The organism is Mycobacterium sp. MYCO198283, assembly GCF_021213805.1.
In the GTDB taxonomy this organism is placed as follows: domain Bacteria; phylum Actinomycetota; class Actinomycetes; order Mycobacteriales; family Mycobacteriaceae; genus Mycobacterium.
Map to the genome: position 1 here is coordinate 701,326 of NZ_JAJQJI010000001.1, position 17,444 is coordinate 718,769.

Annotated in this window: 19 protein-coding genes and 1 pseudogene; 9 read left to right on the top strand and 11 right to left on the bottom strand. The window is 69.7% G+C overall.

Annotated features, from left to right (window positions below; all coding sequences use genetic code 11):
- Window positions 1-16 precede the first annotated feature (16 nt).
- From fadE29 to LV457_RS03650, 3 genes are read right to left on the bottom strand one after another with little or no spacing between them, the layout of a single operon-like run.
- Complete coding sequence (gene fadE29 / locus LV457_RS03640) at window positions 17-1,180, bottom strand: acyl-CoA dehydrogenase FadE29 (protein ID WP_232169047.1); 1,164 nt, start codon at window positions 1,178-1,180, stop codon at window positions 17-19.
- 2 nt (window positions 1,181-1,182) lie between these two features.
- Window positions 1,183-2,187, bottom strand: a complete 1,005-nt coding sequence (locus LV457_RS03645; protein WP_232169048.1) for an acyl-CoA dehydrogenase family protein — start codon at window positions 2,185-2,187, stop codon at window positions 1,183-1,185.
- A 33-nt stretch (window positions 2,188-2,220) separates the two neighbouring features.
- On the bottom strand, window positions 2,221-3,462 hold the full coding sequence (locus tag LV457_RS03650; protein ID WP_232169049.1) for a cytochrome P450: 1,242 nt from the start codon (window positions 3,460-3,462) through the stop codon (window positions 2,221-2,223).
- Window positions 3,463-3,582: 120 nt separating this feature from the next.
- On the opposite strand from LV457_RS03650, the gene LV457_RS03655 reads away from it, so the two are divergent.
- From LV457_RS03655 to LV457_RS03670, 4 genes are read left to right on the top strand one after another with little or no spacing between them, the layout of a single operon-like run.
- Entirely contained in the window at window positions 3,583-4,758 is a 1,176-nt protein-coding gene (locus tag LV457_RS03655) for a steroid 3-ketoacyl-CoA thiolase (RefSeq protein WP_232169050.1), read from the top strand.
- A 4-nt stretch (window positions 4,759-4,762) separates the two neighbouring features.
- Complete coding sequence (locus LV457_RS03660) at window positions 4,763-5,137, top strand: hypothetical protein (RefSeq protein ID WP_232169051.1); 375 nt, start codon at window positions 4,763-4,765, stop codon at window positions 5,135-5,137.
- Window positions 5,138-5,146: 9 nt separating this feature from the next.
- Window positions 5,147-5,599 carry a nitroreductase family deazaflavin-dependent oxidoreductase gene (locus LV457_RS03665; protein WP_232169052.1) on the top strand — a complete coding sequence of 151 codons (453 nt, stop codon included), beginning with the start codon at window positions 5,147-5,149 and terminating at the stop codon, window positions 5,597-5,599.
- 37 nt (window positions 5,600-5,636) lie between these two features.
- Window positions 5,637-6,107 carry a nitroreductase family deazaflavin-dependent oxidoreductase gene (locus tag LV457_RS03670; protein ID WP_232169053.1) on the top strand — a complete coding sequence of 157 codons (471 nt, stop codon included), beginning with the start codon at window positions 5,637-5,639 and terminating at the stop codon, window positions 6,105-6,107.
- A gap of 1 nt (window position 6,108) precedes the next feature.
- Here LV457_RS03670 and LV457_RS03675 read toward each other — a convergent pair whose 3' ends face one another.
- From LV457_RS03675 to LV457_RS03685, 3 genes are all read right to left on the bottom strand, one after another.
- The gene (locus tag LV457_RS03675) at window positions 6,109-6,273 is read right to left on the bottom strand and encodes a hypothetical protein (protein ID WP_232169054.1); all 165 of its coding nucleotides are present in this window, start codon (window positions 6,271-6,273) and stop codon (window positions 6,109-6,111) included.
- 127 nt (window positions 6,274-6,400) lie between these two features.
- Window positions 6,401-7,306: an SDR family oxidoreductase gene (locus LV457_RS03680; RefSeq protein WP_232169056.1), complete on the bottom strand. Its 906-nt coding sequence runs from the start codon at window positions 7,304-7,306 to the stop codon at window positions 6,401-6,403.
- A 15-nt stretch (window positions 7,307-7,321) separates the two neighbouring features.
- Window positions 7,322-8,101 (bottom strand): SDR family oxidoreductase, encoded by a 780-nt coding sequence (locus LV457_RS03685; RefSeq protein ID WP_232169058.1) that lies wholly within the window; start codon window positions 8,099-8,101, stop codon window positions 7,322-7,324.
- A 57-nt stretch (window positions 8,102-8,158) separates the two neighbouring features.
- On the opposite strand from LV457_RS03685, the gene echA20 reads away from it, so the two are divergent.
- From echA20 to ipdC, 4 genes and pseudogenes are all read left to right on the top strand, one after another.
- A complete protein-coding gene (gene echA20 / locus LV457_RS03690) occupies window positions 8,159-8,941 on the top strand; it encodes a (7aS)-7a-methyl-1,5-dioxo-2,3,5,6,7,7a-hexahydro-1H-indene-carboxyl-CoA hydrolase (protein ID WP_232169059.1) in 783 nt (260 codons plus the stop codon).
- On the top strand, window positions 8,938-9,816 hold the full coding sequence (gene ipdA / locus LV457_RS03695) for a cholesterol ring-cleaving hydrolase subunit IpdA (protein ID WP_308192160.1): 879 nt from the start codon (window positions 8,938-8,940) through the stop codon (window positions 9,814-9,816). Before echA20 ends, ipdA begins: the two co-directional genes overlap by 4 nt.
- Window positions 9,813-10,559 (top strand): annotated as a pseudogene (gene ipdB / locus LV457_RS03700) (cholesterol ring-cleaving hydrolase subunit IpdB); the annotation flags it as partial. The gene ipdA and the pseudogene ipdB, both read left to right, overlap by 4 nt.
- A 107-nt stretch (window positions 10,560-10,666) precedes the next feature.
- Complete coding sequence (gene ipdC, locus LV457_RS03705) at window positions 10,667-11,743, top strand: (3aS,4S,5R,7aS)-5-hydroxy-7a-methyl-1-oxo-octahydro-1H-indene-4-carboxyl-CoA dehydrogenase (RefSeq protein ID WP_232169060.1); 1,077 nt, start codon at window positions 10,667-10,669, stop codon at window positions 11,741-11,743.
- 3 nt (window positions 11,744-11,746) lie between these two features.
- On the opposite strand, the gene LV457_RS03710 is transcribed toward ipdC, so the two are convergent.
- The gene (locus LV457_RS03710) at window positions 11,747-12,025 is read right to left on the bottom strand and encodes a hypothetical protein (protein WP_232169061.1); all 279 of its coding nucleotides are present in this window, start codon (window positions 12,023-12,025) and stop codon (window positions 11,747-11,749) included.
- Window positions 12,026-12,277: 252 nt separating this feature from the next.
- Here LV457_RS03710 and LV457_RS03715 point away from each other — a divergent pair, with 252 nt between their 5' ends.
- Window positions 12,278-13,573, top strand: coding sequence for a glycoside hydrolase family 5 protein (locus LV457_RS03715; RefSeq protein WP_232169062.1), 1,296 nt, complete (start codon window positions 12,278-12,280; stop codon window positions 13,571-13,573).
- Here the strand turns inward: LV457_RS03715 and fadA6 are convergent.
- From fadA6 to ipdE1, 4 genes are all read right to left on the bottom strand, one after another.
- The gene (gene fadA6, locus LV457_RS03720) at window positions 13,557-14,717 is read right to left on the bottom strand and encodes a steroid 3-ketoacyl-CoA thiolase FadA6 (RefSeq protein ID WP_232169063.1); all 1,161 of its coding nucleotides are present in this window, start codon (window positions 14,715-14,717) and stop codon (window positions 13,557-13,559) included. The two genes, LV457_RS03715 and fadA6, sit on opposite strands and share 17 nt — an antisense overlap.
- 12 nt (window positions 14,718-14,729) lie before the next feature.
- Entirely contained in the window at window positions 14,730-15,326 is a 597-nt protein-coding gene (gene kstR2 / locus LV457_RS03725; RefSeq protein WP_232169064.1) for a TetR family transcriptional regulator KstR2, read from the bottom strand.
- 113 nt (window positions 15,327-15,439) lie between these two features.
- On the bottom strand, window positions 15,440-16,228 hold the full coding sequence (gene ipdF / locus LV457_RS03730; protein ID WP_232169065.1) for a (5R,7aS)-5-hydroxy-7a-methyl-1-oxo-2,3,5,6,7,7a-hexahydro-1H-indene-carboxyl-CoA reductase: 789 nt from the start codon (window positions 16,226-16,228) through the stop codon (window positions 15,440-15,442).
- Window positions 16,229-16,244: 16 nt separating this feature from the next.
- Window positions 16,245-17,405: an acyl-CoA dehydrogenase IpdE1 gene (ipdE1, locus tag LV457_RS03735; RefSeq protein ID WP_232169067.1), complete on the bottom strand. Its 1,161-nt coding sequence runs from the start codon at window positions 17,403-17,405 to the stop codon at window positions 16,245-16,247.
- Window positions 17,406-17,444: the final 39 nt, after the last annotated feature.

Sequence of the window (17,444 nt, forward strand, 5' to 3'; positions counted from 1 at the left end):
CTCTCCGCGCAAGCGCTCATCGGGGGACCCTCGGCACCTTCAGCCCCGACGCCGCGATCATCTCGCGCATCACCTCGTTGACGCCGCCGCCGAACGTGATGACCAGGTTGCGCTTCGTCTGAGAATCCAGCCACCGCAACAGCTCTGCGATGTCCTCGTCGGCGGGGTTGCCGTACCCGCCGACGATCTCCTCGGCCAGCCGGCCGACCCGCTGGATCCGCTCGGTGGAGAACACCTTCGTCGCGGCGGCGTCCGCGACGGCGATGGTCTCGCCGGCCGCCGCCACCTGCCAGTTGAGTAGCTCGTTGATCCGCCAGATCGCCCGGATCTCACCGAGCGCCCGACGCACGTTGTCGATCTCGATGGGCGTGACGCCGTTGCTGCCGGGCTTCGATGCCCAGGCGTGCACCCGGTCGTAGACGCCCGCGACCTTGCCGGCCGGCCCGAGCATGACGCGCTCGTGGTTGAGCTGCGTCGTGATCAGCTTCCAGCCCGCGTTCTCCTCACCCACCAGCATGTCGGCCGGCACCCGCACGTCGTTGTAGTAGGTGGCGTTGGTGTGGTGCGCACCGTCGGACAGGATGATCGGCGTCCACGAGTACCCGGGATCCGTCGTGTCGACGATGAGGATCGAGATGCCCTTGTGTTTCGGCGCTTCCGGGTCGGTGCGCACCGCGAGCCAGATGTAGTCGGCGTCGTGGCCGCCGGTGGTCCAGATCTTCTGGCCGTTGACGATCCATTCGTCGCCGTGACGCACCGCCGACGTCCGCAGCGACGCCAAGTCGGTACCGGCCTCGGGCTCGGAGTAGCCGATCGCGAAGTGCACCTCACCCGCCAGGATCGCCGGCAGGAAGCGCTTCTTCTGCTCCTCGGTGCCGTACACCTGCAGCGTCGGGCCGACGGTCTGCAGCGTCACCGCGGGCAGCGGCACGTCGGCGCGGGCGGCCTCGTTGACGAAGATCGACTGCTCGACGGGGCCGAACCCGTGGCCGCCGAACTCCTTGGGCCAGCCGACGCCCAGCTTGCCGTCGGCGCCCATGCGCTTGATGACCGCGCGGTAGGCGTCGTTGTGCCGGTCGGTCTCCATCGCCTGCGCTTCCTGCGGCGTGATGAGATTCGAGAAGTACTCCCGCAGTTCGGCTTGCAACTGCCGCTGCTCCGGCGTCAGGTCGATCAACATGGCTAGGCTCCCACCAGGTCCAGGCGCTGCGACGGTCCGCCCAGCAGCCGGGTCAGGTCCTTGATCGTCGAGTAGTAGCGGTTCATCGGATAGGTGATGTCCATCCCCATCCCGCCGTGCAGATGGTGGCAGGTCTGCATCACCGGCGGCGCCTGCGAGGTCAGCCAGTAGCCGAGCACGTCGAGGTCCTCGGCCGCGTCGCGCCCCTCCGACAGCCGCCAGATGACCGACGTCGACGCGAGATCCACCGTGCGCGAGACGATGTAGACCTCGGCCAGCTGCGCGGCGACGGTCTGGAAGGTCGACAGCGGCCGGCCGAACTGGTGGCGGTTGGCCACGTAGTCGGCGGTCAGCCGCAGCGCACCCGCGACCAGGCCGGCCGCAAAGGCGCCGATCGCGGCGAGCGCGAGCTGGTTGACCCGGTGCGCGGTGGCGTCGGCCAGCACATCGGCGTCGTCGACCGCCACGTCGGAGAACACGACCGTGTACTCGTCGGCGCCGTTCGACGTCGGAGTCGGGATGAACCGCACCCCGTCGGCGCCGGCGGCCACCACGGCCACACCGGTGTCGGCGGTCACCAGGATCCATTGCGCCGCTTCGGCATACGGCACGCCCACCTTGGTGCCGTCGAGCCGGCCAGCCGAGAGCGTCGTGGCCGGCCGGTCCGGCAGCGCCGACCCGGGCTCGTTGAGCGCGGCGGTCACCAGCGCGCCCGTCGCGACGCCGGCGAGATAGCGGTCCTGTTGGCCGTCCGTGGCGAGGCTCCGCAGCGGAATCAGTCCGAGGCCGAGGGTTGCCAGCGCCGGACCGATCACGCCGTGGCGGCCGATCTCGGTGAGCGCGGTCGCGATCTCGGCGAGCCCCAGCCCGTCACCGCCGAGCCGGTCCGGCACACCCAGCGCGGCGACGCCACCGGAAACCAGTGCGTCCCAACTGTTCTCCCGTTCGAGCACAGACGTCACCACGTCGGCGACAGCCTGCTGCTCGGGATTCGGACTGAAATCCATCCACTCCTCCTCGAGTGCGATCAGCGGCGCTGTCTACTTGCCGGCTCCGGTGTAGTCGACCTGCCAGTGCTTGATGCCGTTGAGCCACCCCGACCGTAACCGCTCGGGCTGGCCGATCGGCTTGAGATCGGGCATGTTGTCGGCGACCGCGTTGAAGATGAGGTTGATGGTCATCCTGGCCAGGTTGGCGCCGATGCAGTAGTGGGCGCCCGTGCCGCCGAAACCGACATGCGGGTTCGGGTTACGCAGGATGTTGAACGAGTGCGGGTCCTCGAACACCTCGTCGTCGAAATTGGCCGAGCGGTAGCTCATGACCACCCGCTGCCCCTTCTTGATGCTGACGCCGCCGAGCTCGACGTCCGCCAGGGCGGTGCGTTGGAACGCCGACACCGGCGTGGCCCAGCGGACGATCTCGTCGGCGGCGGTCTCCGGGCGCTCCCGCTTGTACAGCTCCCACTGCTCGGGATTGTTCGCGAACGCGATCATGCCGTGGGTGATCGAGTTGCGGGTGGTCTCGTTGCCGGCCACCGCGAGCATGATGACGAAGAAGCCGAATTCGTCGTCTGACAGCTTCTCACCGTCGAAATCGGCCTCGATGAGCTTGGTGACGATGTCCTCGGTCGGGTGCTGCTTGCGCTCCTCGGCCATCTTCATGGCGTAGGTGATCAGCTCGAACGACGACATCGCCGGGTCGACATCGGCGTACTCGGGATCCTCGCCGCCGGTCATCTCGTTGGACCAGCGGAAGATCTTGTCGCGGTCGTCCTGCGGCACGCCGAGCAGCTCGGCGATGGCCTGCAGCGGCAATTCGGCCGACACCTGCTCGACGAAATCCCCCGCGCCGTTGGCGAGCGCACTCTTGGCGATGTTCTGCGCCCGCTGGTGGAGTTCGGCCTCCAGCCGGCCGACCGCACGCGGGGTGAAGCCGCGCGAGATGATCTTGCGGAGCCGGGTGTGCTGCGGCGCATCCATGTTGAGGAGCACGTGGCGCTGCAGGTCGATCGCGTCGCGCGTCATCTCCTGCGGCCACACCGGGATGGCGCCGTCGGGCGAGCTCCCGAAGACGTCACTGCGCTTCGACACCTCCTTGACGTCGGCGTGCTTGGTGACGAGCCAGTAGCCCTTGTCGCCGAAACCACCCGTGCCGCCCGGCACGTCGACCCAGTGGATAGGCTCGGACCTGCGGAGCTCTGCCAGCTCATCGACCGGCAGCCCCGCCAGGTTGACGTCGGGGTCGAGGAAGTCGAAATCGGCGGGGATCTTGGGGGAATTCACTGTGCTCTCTCCTGGATTGCAACATGTTCTAGTGTCAGTAAAACATGGCTCCACCGCAGATCAAAGGCACGGCCGCATCCTCGCTTGTCAAGCGAATGAAACGTGTTCTAGCCTGGCGCGATGGGCAATCCAGTCATCGTCGAAGCCACCCGTAGCCCCATTGGAAAGCGCAACGGATGGTTGTCGGGTCTGCATGCGACCGAGCTCCTCGGCGCGGTGCAGAAGGCGCTCGTCGACAAGGCCGGTGTCGACTCCGGCTTTGCGGCAGAGCACGTCGAGCAGGTCATCGGCGGCTGCGTCACGCAGTTCGCCGAACAGTCCAACAACATCACCCGCGTCGGCTGGCTGACGGCCGGGCTGCCCGAGCATGTCGGCGCCACCACCATCGACTGCCAGTGCGGCAGCGGCCAGCAGGCAAACCACCTCATCGCGGGATTGATCGCCGCCGGCGCCATCGACATCGGTATCGCCTGCGGCATCGAGGCCATGAGCCGCGTGGGCCTGGGCGCCAACGCCGGGCCCGACCGTTCGGCGATCCGGGCGGAGTCGTGGGACATCGACATGCCCAACCAGTTCGAAGCCGCTGAGCGAATCGCCAAGCGCCGCGGCATCACCCGCGACGACATCGATCAGTTCGGGTTCGCCTCGCAGGCCAAGGCCAAGCAGGCCTGGGCCGAGGGTCGGTTCGACCGCGAGATCAGCCCCATCGAGGCGCCGGTGCTCGACGAGAACAAGCGCCCCACCGCCGAGCGGGCGCCCGTCACCCGCGACCAAGGGCTGCGCGACACCACGCTCGAAGGGCTCAGCCAGCTCAAGCCGGTGCTGGAGGGCGGTATCCACACCGCGGGCACGTCGTCGCAGATCTCCGACGGCGCCGCCGCCGTGCTGTGGATGGACGAAGACGTCGCCAAGGCGCACGGCCTCACGCCGCGCGCCCGCATCGTCAGCCAGGCGCTCGTCGGCGCCGAGCCGTACTACCACCTCGACGGGCCCGTCCAGTCCACCGCCAAGGTGCTCGAGAAGGCCGGCATGAAGATGGGCGACATCGACCTCGTCGAGATCAACGAGGCGTTCGCGTCCGTCGTACTGTCGTGGGCCCGCGTGCACGAGGCGGACATGGACAAGGTGAACGTCAACGGCGGCGCAATCGCGCTCGGACACCCCGTCGGGAGCACCGGCAGCCGGCTGATCACCACCGCGCTGCACGAGCTGGAGCGCACCGACGCCAGCACCGCGCTCATCACCATGTGCGCGGGGGGTGCGTTGTCCACCGGGACCATCCTCGAACGGATCTGACGGCGTGGCCGTCTCCGACGACGACCGGTTCGCCGCGGCGCGCGCCTACATCGCCGCGCTGGCGAGCCACGACGCCGACGACGTGCCGTTCGCCCCGGACTGCACGCGCGTCGAGGTGGGTATCAAGACCGGTTTCTCCGGAAAACACCTGCGCCGCAGCCTCAATCGCGGGCTGCAGTACCGCGTGATCACCGCGACCACCGAGCCCGAGCTCACCGCCGACGGCGACGAGATCCGCGCTCGCTTCGACGTGATCACCCGGGCCGCGTTCGGCGGGCGCCGCGTGGCCGCGCACGTCGACGAGACCTTCCTGATCCCCGCCGCCGATGGCAAGATCCATCACATCCGGGCCGACATCCGGCCCTTCCTGCAGCGTTAAGGACCGTCGATGGCCAATCCGCCCCGCTTCCTGAACTCCGGTGCGACGGGCGTCATCATCAAGTGGATGTCGCGGCTCAACACCGCGGTGTACAAGCGAAGCGGCGGAAAGATCGGCGGGACGTTCCTGCGAGGCGCGCCCGTCGGCGTGCTCACCACCACCGGGCGCAAGACCGGCCAGCCTCGCGAGAGCCCGCTGCTGTACCTGCGGGAGGGCAACCGGATCGTCCTCGTCGCCTCGCAGGGCGGCCGCGCCACCAACCCGATGTGGTATCTGAACCTCAAGGCCAACCCCGAGGTGTCGTTCCAGATCAACAACGAGGTGCTGCACCTGACGGCGCGCGACGCCACCCCGGCCGAGCGCGACGAATACTGGCCCAAGCTCGACGCGATGTATCCCGACTTCAAGAACTACCGCTCCTACACCGACCGCGAGATCCCGATCGTCATCTGCGATCCGTAACGGTTTGCGCCCCTACCAGGCGGGCTAATAACCCACCATGGGTGAGCTGTCGCAAAAGGTTCGCAACTCCGGCGTGCTCGCCACCGCCCTCAAGTATTTCTCGCGCGGCCACATCGCCGTGTACCAGCGCACCAACGGCCTGCTCGGTCACCGGTTGCTCTGGTTCCCCGCCGCGCTGCTCACCACCATCGGGCGCAAGTCCGGCAAGCCGCGCACCACGGCGATGCTCTACTACCGCGACGGCGACAAGGTGATCCTGCCGGCGTCGTTCGGCGGCCGCGCGAAGGACCCGCTGTGGTACCGCAATCTCAAGGCAAACCCCGACGTCACCGTGCAGATCCGCGACGAGATCATGCATCTGCGAGCCCGTGATGCCAGCCACGAGGAGCGCCGCCGCTACTGGCCGATCCTGGTTCAGATGTATCCGCCGTACCAGAACTACCGCGAGGCCGCCGAGCGCGAGAACCGGGAGATCCCGCTGGTGGTGTGCGAGCCGGCGGGCTCCTAGGTCACCCGACTGCGAAGCGGGCATCCACCGTGGCGGCGACCTCGATGTCCTCCGGCACCAACTCCAGATCGCTCGCGGCGACGCTGTCCGCGCGTGAATAGCTGCCCATCACCATGCCCTCGGGATGGCCCTTATCGCTCAGCATTCCGGCGTCTGCGATCGCCACCGGCCGGACGGCGCCTAACCCGAGTGCACCGACACCGGGCGAGCGCGAGCGTGCGCGGATTGCACACCTGTTGCGGCGTGTCGGCGTACAGACACGCACGCTCGCGCAGATGGCCGGGGACGAGCCGTCAGGTGCCGTAGACGGGCGCCGGGGGACGCGCCTTGGCCAGCAGATCTCGCACGACCGGGCCGAGTTCGGTCGGATCCCACCGCGCGCCCTTGTCGACCTGCGGCCCGTGCGCCCAGCCCTCCGCCACCCGGATCAGGCCGCCCTCGAGCTCGAACACGCGGCCTGTCACGTCGCGCGACTCCGCACTGCCGAGCCAGACCACCAGCGGCGAGATGTTCTCCGGCGCCATCGCGTCGAAGTCCCGGTCCTGGGTGCTCATCATCTCGGCGAACACCGTCTCGGTCATGCGGGTGCGGGCCGACGGCGCGATCGCGTTGACGGTGACGCCGTAGCGGCCCAGCTCCGCGGCGGCCACCAGCGTCAGGCCGGCGATCCCGGCCTTGGCCGCGGAGTAGTTGCCTTGCCCCACACTGCCCTGCAGCCCGGCGCCCGAGCTGGTGTTGACGATGCGGGCGTCGACCTGCTCGCCGGCTTTCGCCTGCGCACGCCAGTGGGCGGCGGCGTGGCGGATGGTTGCGAAGTGGCCCTTGAGGTGGACGGCGACCACGGCGTCGAACTCGGCCTCGCTGGTGTTGGCGATCATCCGGTCGCGGACGATGCCCGCATTGTTGACCAGCACGTCGACCCTGCCGAAGCTGTCCACCGCGTGCTGGACGAGGCTCGCGGCCTGCTCCCAGTCGGAGATGTCGGAGCCGTCGGCGACGGCTTCCCCACCGGCGGCGGCGATCTCGTCGACGACGCCCTGCGCGGCGCTGCCGCCGCTCGCCGGTGAGCCGTCGAGTCCCACGCCGATGTCGTTGACCACCACGCGGGCGCCTTCGGCGGCGAACGCCAGCGCATGCGCGCGGCCGATACCGCCGCCGGCGCCGGTCACGATGACCACCCGGCCGTCGAGAAATGCCATGTTGTGCTGTCTCCTCTACGTGATCGCGCTGGTGGCTTCGAGATACGGCGGCGGCTCGCCCCCACCGTGGACGGCGAGCGTCGCCCCGCTGACGTAGGACGCCGCGTCGGAGGCGAGAAACGCGGCGGCCCAGCCGATCTCGGTCGGTTTGGCGAGCCGGCCGAGCGGCACCGTCGCGGCCACCGCCGCCTGCGATTCGGCGTCGCCGTAGAACAGCTCGACCTGCTCGGTCTCGACCATGCCGACCGCGAGGGCATTCACCCGCACCTTCGGCGCCCATTCGACCGCGAGCGTGGCGGTGAGGCTCTCCACGCCGGCCTTCGCCGCACCGTAGGCGGCGGTGCCGGGGGTGGGCCGCCGGCCGCTGACGCTCGAGATCGACACGATGGCCCCACCCGAATCCTGCTGCTGCATCGCGGCATTCGCCCGCTGCGACACGTGCAGCATGCCGAGCAGGTTCAGCTCGACGATCTTCGCGTGGAACTTCGGCGACGCGTCGGCGGCCAGCGCGTAGGGCGATCCGCCGGCGTTGTTCACCGCGACGTCGATGCGGCCGTGATCGGCGACGATGCCGTCGATCAGGTCTGCCACCGACTGCGGATCCCGCACGTCGCAGGTGCGGAACTCGTACGGCGAACCTTCGACCGGCCTGCGCGCACAGGCGATCACCGTGGCGCCCTGAGCAGCGAAGACCTCGCTGATGCCCGCCCCGACCCCGCGGACACCGCCGGTCACCAACACCACTTGGCCGGCCAGTCCCAGGTCGAACGAACCGCTGCCTGACGAGTCGGTCACTGTGCTAGCGTACCAAGCAAGTGCTTGCTCAGGTAGCAACTCCCCAGAAGGACGCCCATGCCCATCGCCGCCAGCGACGTCGAGCCGGGGATCGTCTCGGTCACGGTCGACTATCCACCCGTCAACGCCATCCCCTCCCGCGGCTGGTTCGAACTCGCCGACGCGATCACCGCCGCCGGCCGCGACCAGACCACGCACGTCGTGATCCTGCGGGCCGAGGGTCGCGGGTTCAACGCGGGAGTGGACATCAAGGAGATGCAGCGCACCGCCGCGGACGCGAGGAGCAGAAACGAACCTGCGTTTGGAGCACTCATCGACGCCAACCGCGGCTGCTTCGAGGCGTTCCGCGCGGTGTACGAGTGCGCGGTGCCGGTCGTCGCCGCGGTCAACGGCTTCTGCGTCGGCGGCGGCATCGGCCTGATCGGCAACGCCGACGTGATCGTCGCCTCCGACGACGCGACGTTCGGCTTGCCCGAGGTGGAGCGCGGCGCCCTCGGCGCGGCCACGCACCTGTCGCGGCTCGTCCCGCAGCACATGATGCGCCGGTTGTTCTTCACCGCCGCCACGGTCGACGCCGCGACGCTGCACCACTTCGGCTCCGTCCACGAGGTCGTGCCGCGCGCCGAACTCGACGAGGCGGCGCTGCGGGTGGCCCGCGACATCGCCGCCAAGGACACCCGCGTGATCCGCGCGGCGAAGGAGGCGCTGAACTTCATCGACGTGCAGCGGGTCAACTCCAGCTACCGCATGGAGCAGGGCTTCACCTTCGAGCTGAACCTCGCCGGCGTCTCCGACGAACACCGTGACGCGTTCGCGGGGACCGACAAGGGATCGAAGTGAGCCAGAAGCTGACCACGCTGGACGAGGCGGTCGCCTCGATCGAGAGCGGCATGACCATCGGCGTCGGCGGCTGGGGCTCCCGCCGCAAGCCGATGGCATTCATCCGGGCGCTGCTGCGCACCGACGTCACCGACCTCACGGTGGTGACCTACGGCGGCCCGGACCTCGGGCTGCTGTGCTCGGCGGGCAAGGTGAAGCGCGCCTACTACGGCTTCGTGTCACTCGATTCGCCGCCGTTCTACGACCCGTGGTTCGCCAAGGCCCGCACCTCCGGCGCCATCGAGGCGCGCGAGATGGACGAGGGCATGCTGCGCTGCGGGCTGCAGGCCGCCGCGCAACGGCTGCCGTTCCTGCCGATCCGCGCCGGCCTGGGCAGCTCGGTGCCCGACTTCTGGGACGGCGAGCTCGCGACCGTCACCTCGCCGTATCCGTCGCCGGGCGGCGGCACCGAGACGCTGATCGCGATGCCGGCCCTGCGGCTCGACGCCGCGTTCGTCCACCTGAACCTCGGCGACGAGCGCGGTAACGCCGCCTACACCGGCGTCGACCCGTACTTCGACGACCTGTTCCTGATGGCCGCGGACCGCCGCTACCTGTCGGTGGAGCAGGTGGTGCCCACCGACGAGCTGGTGAAGGCGGTGCCGCACCAGGCGCTGCTGGTCAACCGGATGATGGTCGACGCCGTGATCGAGGCACCCGGCGGTGCGCACTTCACCACCGCCGCACCGGATTACGGCCGCGACGAGAGATTCCAGCGCCACTACGCCGAAGCGGCAACGGAGCCCGACACGTGGCGGGCGTTCGTCGAGCGCTTCCTGTCCGGCGGCGAGGACGACTACCAGGCCGCGGTGCGCGCCTTCGGGGAGGAAGCATGAGCGACGTCACCCGCGCCGAGGTGTGCGTCGTCGCCTGCGCGGAACTGTTCCGCGACGCCGGCGAGATCATGGTCAGCCCGATGACCACCGTCGTGTCGGTCGGCGCCCGGCTCGCCCGGCTCACGTTCTCCCCCGACATTCTGCTGACCGACGGCGAGGCGATGCTGCTCGCCGACACCCCGGCGATCGGCAAGCCAGGTGCCACCGAGGGCTGGATGCCGTTCGGCCGGGTCTTCGAGACGCTGACCTGGGGCCGCCGCCACGTCGTGATGGGCGCCAACCAGATCGACCGCTACGGCAACCAGAACCTGTCGGCGTTCGGGCCGCTGCAGCGGCCCACGCGGCAGATGTTCGGTGTGCGCGGTGCGCCCGGCAACACGATCAACCACCGCACCAGCTACTGGGTGGGCAACCACGCACCGCGAGTGTTCACCGACACCGTCGACATCGTGTCCGGGATCGGCTGGGACAAGGTGGATCCGGACAACCCGGCCTACCGCTTCACCGACGTCTACCGCGTGGTGAGCAACCTCGGCGTGTTCGACTTCGGCGGCCCCGATCGGCAGCTGCGGGCGGTGTCGCTGCACCCGGGCGTCACCGCCGACGACGTGCGCGCCGCTACGTCGTTCGAGGTACACGGGTTGGCCGACGCCACCGAGACCCGGGCGCCCACCGACGACGAACTGCGGCTCATCCGCGAGGTGATCGATCCCAAGTCGCTGCGCGACAAGGAAGTCCGCGCACGCGAGGAGCGAAAGGGCAGCCGCGCACGCGAGGAGCGAAGAGGCAGCAGCGCACGCGAGGAGCGGAAAGGCAGCAGCGCACGCGAGGAGCGGAAAGGCAGCAGCGCATGACAGCGCGGCTGCGCACCCCGCTCACCGACCTCGTCGGCATCGAGCACCCGGTGGTGCAGACCGGCATGGGCTGGGTGGCCGGTGCGCGGCTGGTGTCGGCCACCGCGAACGCCGGCGGGCTCGGTATCCTCGCGTCGGCAACCATGACGCTCGACGAGCTCGCGACCGCGGTCGCCAAGGTGAAGGGCGCCACCGACAAGCCGTTCGGCATCAACATCCGCGCCGACGCCGCCGATGCCGGTGAGCGCATCGACCTGCTGATCCGCGAAGGCGTCAAGGTCGCGTCCTTCGCCCTGGCGCCGAAGGCCGATCTGATCGCCCGGCTCAAAGACGCCGGCGTGGTGGTGATCCCGTCGGTGGGTGCCGCCAAGCACGCCCGCAAGGTGGCGAGCTGGGGCGCCGACGCGGTGATCGTCCAGGGCGGTGAGGGCGGCGGCCACACCGGACCCGTCGCCACCACGCTCCTGCTGCCGTCCGTGCTGGACGCCCTGCGCGACAGCGGCATTCCCGTCGTCGCCGCCGGCGGATTCTTCGACGGCCGTGGGCTGGCGGCCGCGTTGTCCTACGGCGCCGCGGGCGTCGGCATGGGCACCCGCTTCCTGCTGACGTCGGACTCGACGGTGCCCGACGCGGTGAAGCAGCGCTATCTGGCGGCCGACCTCAACGGCACCGTGGTGTCGCGCCGCGTCGACGGCATGCCGCATCGGGTGCTGCGCACCGGGCTGGTGGAGAAGCTCGAAAGCGGTTCGCGGGCGCGCGGTTTCGCCGCCGCGGTGCGCAACGCGCAGAAATTCAAGAAGATGTCCGGGATGTCGTGGAGCGCGATGGTCCGCGACGGGCTCGCGATGCGCCACGGCAAGGAGCTGACCTGGTCCCAGGTCGTCATGGCCGCGAACACGCCCATGCTGCTCAAGGCCGGCCTGGTGGACGGCAACACCGACGCCGGTGTGCTGGCGTCGGGCCAGGTGGCCGGCATCCTCGACGATCTCCCGTCGTGCCAGGAACTGATCAGCACCGTCGTCGCCGATGCGGTGGCACACCTGCGGGCGGCGTCGGCCTCGATCGTGGAGTAGCGCTCAGCCGGTGGTGGCGACGATCGGCTCGTCGACAGGCACCACCAGGCTCAGCTGCCGGCGCCGGTCGCGGCGCTTGCCGTCGCACTCGAAGCTCACCATGGTCACCACCACCGACACCGTCGCCAGCAGCCCCGCGGCCAAGGCCAGCGCGTCCGCGCCGTATCCGGTCGCCACGACGCAGAGCGTGCAGCACAGGAACGACGACAGTGCGGCGATCAGGCCGGTGGCCGCGACGAACCGCGTGCGTGGCCCGTCGGCGCCGTAGCGGGCGTCAACCACTCGGAACTCCTCGGTAAAAACGGATGGTGCCGGCCGAAGACTGCCCGTTGTTTACCGGTGGTAAACAACGGCACACGGCCGCGTCGCGACCAGCCGGCGGCATGGACGTCGAGCATATCCGCCGCTCTTTGCTGAATGCGCAGGCCCGCGTCACCCGTGCCATACTGAACGCACTATGGACGCCCGAAGCCGGTGCTCGCCCATCACCGACGAGTATTTGCCTTCCGGGCTGCGGGCACACGGACCCGGCGCGTGACCGCCGTCGGGAGCAGGCGTCGTCGGATCCGCGTCGCCGCGCTTTTCGCCGCGGTGCTGCTCGCCGGGACGGGGTGCGCGCCGCCCCCGAAGCCGCTCGCCGGGCCGTTCCTGCGGGGCGTCAACAACATGACGTTCCTCTGGTTCGCCGGCTACGACGGCCACGCCGGGAACGAGTCGGCGGCGAGCTATGCCTTTCAGGCCGCGCGCGGCGTCGACGTCGTCCGGCTCCCCATCTCCTGGGAACGCATCCAGCCGCAGCTCGGCGGGCCGCTGTCGACCGACGAGGTGAGCCGGCTGCGCACGGAGATCAACCGCGCGCAGGCCGCCGGCATCCGCGTGGTGGTCGACCTGCACAACGGCTGCCGCTACCGGCTACCCGACGGCAGCGTGGCGGTCTGCTCGCGCGGCATCACCGTCGAGCAGTTCGCCGACGTGTGGACCCGGCTGAGCCGCGCCCTGCGCGGACAACCCGGCATCCAGGCCTACGACCTGATGAACGAGCCCAACGACCTCACCGGTGACGGCACCAACACCCGAGACGATGCGAAGATCTGGGAACGGTTCTCGCAGGCCGCCGTGGACGCCATCCGCGCCGAAGGCGACCGCCGGCGGCTGTTGATCGAGGGAGTCAGCTGGTCCAACGTCGACGCGTTCGACGACCTGCACCCGACCGCATGGATCGACGACCCCGCCGGTGAGCTCGTCTACTCGGCACACCACTACTTCGACCAGTCAGGCCGCTACGCGGTGCCCGGCAGCGCCGTGCCCGAGCTGCGCTACAGCTACTGGGAGAAGCGGCTGACCGACGCCGGCACCACCGGCGACAAGTCCTTCGACGACTGGAACCTCGACCGCCTCGACCAGTTCGTGCGCTGGATCGCGCGCCACCGCGTGCACGGCGACATCGGTGAGGTGGGCTGGCCGTCGGCCGAAGCCATGACGGCGCTCGGGGTGCCCGCCGACGAGGCGCGCGCGGAGGCGCAGCGCTGGAACGACCTCGGCGAACGCTGGTACCGGGCCGCGGACGCCGCCAGCCTGTCGGTGACCTTTTGGGTGGCCGGCGGCGTGCAATTCGCGGACTTCCCCGGCGCGCCGGCCGGATCCCCCGACCCCAACGCGGTGTTCGTCCACGCCGGCGGAAACGGCGAGCTGCGCGACGGCGCCGGCCACCTCGTCGTCAACTCCGCCGGCCGGTACGAACCCCGCGACGTCGACCACGCCAACTCGCAGTACGAGGTGCTGCTCCGTCACCCGTCCAGCGGCCGGTATCCCCCTACAACCGCTCAATGATCGTGACGTTGGCCGTGCCGCCGCCTTCGCACATCGTCTGCAGACCGTAACGCCCACCGATGCGTTCCAGCGTGTTCAGCATGGTGGCGAAGAGCTTGGCCCCGGTGGCGCCGAGCGGATGGCCGAGCGCGATGGCGCCGCCGTTCGGGTTCACCTTGTCGGGGTCGGCCTTGATCTCCTTGAGCCATGACAGCACGACCGGGGCGAAGGCCTCGTTGATCTCGACGGTGTCGATGTCGTCGATCGACAGGCCGGTCTTGTCCAGCGCGTAACGGGTCGCGGGGATGGGGCCGGTGAGCATGAACACCGGATCGGCGCCGCGCGCGCTGATGTGGTGGATGCGGGCGCGGGGGGTCAGGCCGTGATCCTTGACGGCCCGCTCCGACGCCAGCAGCACCGCCGACGCGCCGTCGGAGATCTGGCTGGCGTGCGCCGCCGTCAACCGCCCGCCCTCGACGAGCGGCTTCAGCGACGCCATCTTCTCCAGCGACGTCTCGCGCGGCCCCTCGTCGACCGCGAAGCCGGTCCCATCGACGGAGACGGCGATGATCTCCTTCTCGAAGTCGCCGCCGCGGATGGCCGCGATCGCCCGCTGGTGGCTGGCGAGCGCGAACTCCTCCATCTCCTCGCGCGACAGGTTCCAGTGCTCGGCGATGAGCTCGGCGCCCCGGAACTGCGAGATCTCCTCGTCGCCGTAGCGCTGCTGCCAGTACCTCGACTCGTTGGTGGGCGAGGTGAACCCGAACTGCTCGCCGACGATCATGGCCGACGAGATCGGGATCTGGCTCATGTTCTGCATGCCGCCGGCCACGATCAGGTCGGCGGTGCCGGCCATGATGGCCTGCGCGCCGAACGAGATCGCCTGCTGGCTCGAGCCGCATTGGCGGTCGACGGTGACGCCGGGAACCTCTTCGGGGTAGCCGGCCGCCAGCCACGACAGCCGGCCGATGTTGCCGGCCTGGCCGCCGATCGCGTCGACGCAGCCGGCGATCACGTCGTCGACCGCGCCCGGGTCGACGTCGGTGCGGCCGAGCAGCCCCCGCCACGCCTCGGCGCCGAGGTCCACGGGGTGCAGGCCGGCGAGCGAGCCGTTGCGCTTGCCGACGGCGGTACGCACAGCGTCGATGATGTACGCCTCGGGCATGTCGATTACTCCTTAGCGATCCTGCGCCGCGGCGATCCCGCCGAGGACGATGGACAGGTACTGCGCGCCGACCTGTTCGGCGGTCAGCGGGCCGCCGGGCTGATACCAGCGCACCGACACCCAGGTGGTGTCCCGGATGAAGCGGTAGACGAGGTCGACGTCGATGTCGGGCCGGAAGTACCCCTCGTCGATGCCCTGGCGTAGCACGCCGACCCACATCGTGCGCTGCTCGCGGTTGCGCTGTTCAAGGTAGTCGAAGCGTGGCTGACCGACGAGCCGCTTCGCCTCGTCCTGGTAGATGACGACCTGGGCGTGCCGGTGCTCGATGGCCTCGAACGACGCCATGAACAGGCCCTTGAGCCGCTCCAGCGGGTTCGGCTCGTTGTCGATGATCTGCTGGTAGCGCGCGAAGAGCCAGTCCAGGAAGCCACGCAGCACGTCGTCGACGATCTCTTCCTTCGACGCGAAGTGGTGATAGAGGCTACCGGAGAGGATGCCCGCCGCGTCGGCGATGTCGCGCACGGTGGTGGCGCGCAGGCCGCGGTCCGCCATCATCGTCGCGGCGAGCTCCAACAGCTCGTCGCGACGGCTGGGCGCGACGCGTTCCATTCCGCGAGCATACCAACCAAGCACTTGCTCGGCAGCCTGCGCACCACGCGCCGACGCTACGGATAGTGACGCTGTCCGGCCCGGTTTGCCGCAAGAACGGTGTTCTCGGCGCCTCAGGCCCGCTGGCTGGAGACCGAGATGACCTCTCCGGTGAGATAACTGGCGTAGTCGCTGGCGAGGAACGCGATGGTGGCCGCCACCTCCCACGGTTCGGCGGCCCGGCCGAAGGCCTCCTGCTCGCTGAGCCGGTCGAGCAGCTCGGTCGACGACGTCTTGTCGAGGAACTTGTGCCGCGCGATGCTCGGTGACACCGCGTTGATGCGCACACCGACGTCGACGGCCTCGATCGCCGAACAGCGTGTCAGCGCCATGACGCCCGCCTTGGCGGCCGCGTAGTGGCTCTGCGAGTGCTGCGCCCGCCACCCGAGGACGCTGGCGTTGTTGACGATCGCGCCGCCGTGGCCCGCCTCGCGGAAGTAGCGCAGCGCCGCGCGGGTGCTGCGGAACGTTGACGTCAGCGTGACGTCCAGGACGCGGTCCCACTCCTCGTCGGTCATGTCGACGACGGGCGTCTGGCCGCCGAGGCCGGCATTGTTCACCAGCACGTCGAGCCGGCCGAGCCGGGCGGTGGTGGCGGCGATCAACGCGTCGACCTGCGCGGTCGACGTCACGTCGCACACCACGGCCTCGACGCGGCCGAGGTTCAGGTCGGCCAGCGCGTCGCGGGTCTCGCCCAGCCGCCGCTCGTGGTGGTCGCTGACCACGACGTCGGCGCCTTCGGCGAGCGCGCGGCGGGCGGTCGCCGAGCCGATGCCCGTGCCCGCCGCGGCGGTCACCACGACGACCTTGCCGGTGAGCAGGCCGTGGCCGGGTATCTCTGGCGGTGCTTCCCGCAGGTTCATCGAATGTCCTCTTCCCTCAACGTGTTTCGCGCGGAAGGCCGAGCGCGCGCTCGGCGATGATGTTGCGCTGGATCTCGTTGGAGCCGCCGTAGATGGTGTCCGCGCGCGAGAACAGGTAGAGCCGCTGCCACTCGTCGAACTCGCCGCCCGCCAGCGTCAGGCCCGCAGCACCCTTGACGTCCATCGCGAGCTCGCCGAGGTCGCGGTGCCAGTTCGCCCACAGCAGCTTCGACACCGAGTCCGAGCCGGCGACCGGTTGCGCCCGTCCGTTGATGTCCATGGTCTTGAGCGCGAAGGACCGCATGCGCCGCAGCCCCACCCACGCGCGCGCCAGCCGCCGACGGATCAGCGGATCGTCGGCCGCACCCGTCTCCTTCGCCAGCGCGGCGATGCCGGCGAGCTCGCGCGCGTAACGGATCTGCTGGCCGAGCGTCGAGACGCCGCGCTCGAACTGCAGCGTGCCCATCGCGACGCGCCAGCCGTCACCGGGCTCGCCGACCACCAGGTCGGCCGCGGTGCGGGCGTCGTCGAAGAACACCTCGTTGAACTCGGAGTCGCCGGTGAGCTGGATGATCGGGCGGATCTGCACGCCGGGCTGGTCGAGCGGCACGAGCAGGTAGGAAAGCCCGGCGTGGCGCTTGCTGCCCTTCTCGGTGCGGGCGACCACGAAGCACCACTGCGCCCAGTGCGCCAGCGAGGTCCACACCTTTTGCCCGTTGATGACCCACTCGTCACCGTCGAGGACCGCGGTCGTGGAGACGTTGGCGAGGTCGCTGCCGGCGCCGGGCTCGGAGTAGCCCTGACACCACAGCTCGGTGACGTCGAGGATGCCGGGCAGGAAGCGCCGCTGCTGCTCGGGCGTGCCGTAGGCGATCAGCGTGGGGCCGATGAGCTCCTCGCCGAAGTGGTTCACCTTGTCCGGCGCGTCGGCGAGCGCGTACTCCTCGTAGAAGGCCACCCGGTGCGCCACGGACAGCCCGCGACCGCCGTGCTCGACGGGCCAGCCGAGACAGGTCAGCCCCGCCTTCGCGAGCAGCCGGTTCCACTCGCGCCGTTCCTCGAACGCCTCGTGTTCGCGGCCGGGCCCGCCGAGGCCCTTGAGCTTGGCGAAGTCGCCGACGAGGTGGTCGGCCAGCCAGCCGCGGACCTCCGCCCGGAACTCCTCGACCTCCTGCATGGCTGTAGGCTAACCTACCAAGCACTTGCTTTGTTAGAG

Excerpts from the sequence above, each read along its gene's own strand:
- fadE29 (WP_232169047.1), bottom strand. The coding sequence starts at position 1,180 with ATGTTGATCGACCTGACGCCGGAGCAGCGGCAGTTGCAAGCCGAACTG.
- ipdE1 (WP_232169067.1), bottom strand. The coding sequence starts at position 17,405 with ATGCAGGAGGTCGAGGAGTTCCGGGCGGAGGTCCGCGGCTGGCTGGCC.
- LV457_RS03680 (WP_232169056.1), bottom strand. The coding sequence starts at position 7,306 with ATGGCATTTCTCGACGGCCGGGTGGTCATCGTGACCGGCGCCGGCGGC.
- LV457_RS03670 (WP_232169053.1), top strand. The coding sequence starts at position 5,637 with ATGGGTGAGCTGTCGCAAAAGGTTCGCAACTCCGGCGTGCTCGCCACC.
- ipdC (WP_232169060.1), top strand. The coding sequence starts at position 10,667 with ATGACAGCGCGGCTGCGCACCCCGCTCACCGACCTCGTCGGCATCGAG.
- kstR2 (WP_232169064.1), bottom strand. The coding sequence starts at position 15,326 with ATGGAACGCGTCGCGCCCAGCCGTCGCGACGAGCTGTTGGAGCTCGCC.
- echA20 (WP_232169059.1), top strand. The coding sequence starts at position 8,159 with ATGCCCATCGCCGCCAGCGACGTCGAGCCGGGGATCGTCTCGGTCACG.
- fadA6 (WP_232169063.1), bottom strand. The coding sequence starts at position 14,717 with ATGCCCGAGGCGTACATCATCGACGCTGTGCGTACCGCCGTCGGCAAG.
- LV457_RS03655 (WP_232169050.1), top strand. The coding sequence starts at position 3,583 with ATGGGCAATCCAGTCATCGTCGAAGCCACCCGTAGCCCCATTGGAAAG.
- ipdF (WP_232169065.1), bottom strand. The coding sequence starts at position 16,228 with ATGAACCTGCGGGAAGCACCGCCAGAGATACCCGGCCACGGCCTGCTC.
- LV457_RS03665 (WP_232169052.1), top strand. The coding sequence starts at position 5,147 with ATGGCCAATCCGCCCCGCTTCCTGAACTCCGGTGCGACGGGCGTCATC.
- LV457_RS03645 (WP_232169048.1), bottom strand. The coding sequence starts at position 2,187 with ATGGATTTCAGTCCGAATCCCGAGCAGCAGGCTGTCGCCGACGTGGTG.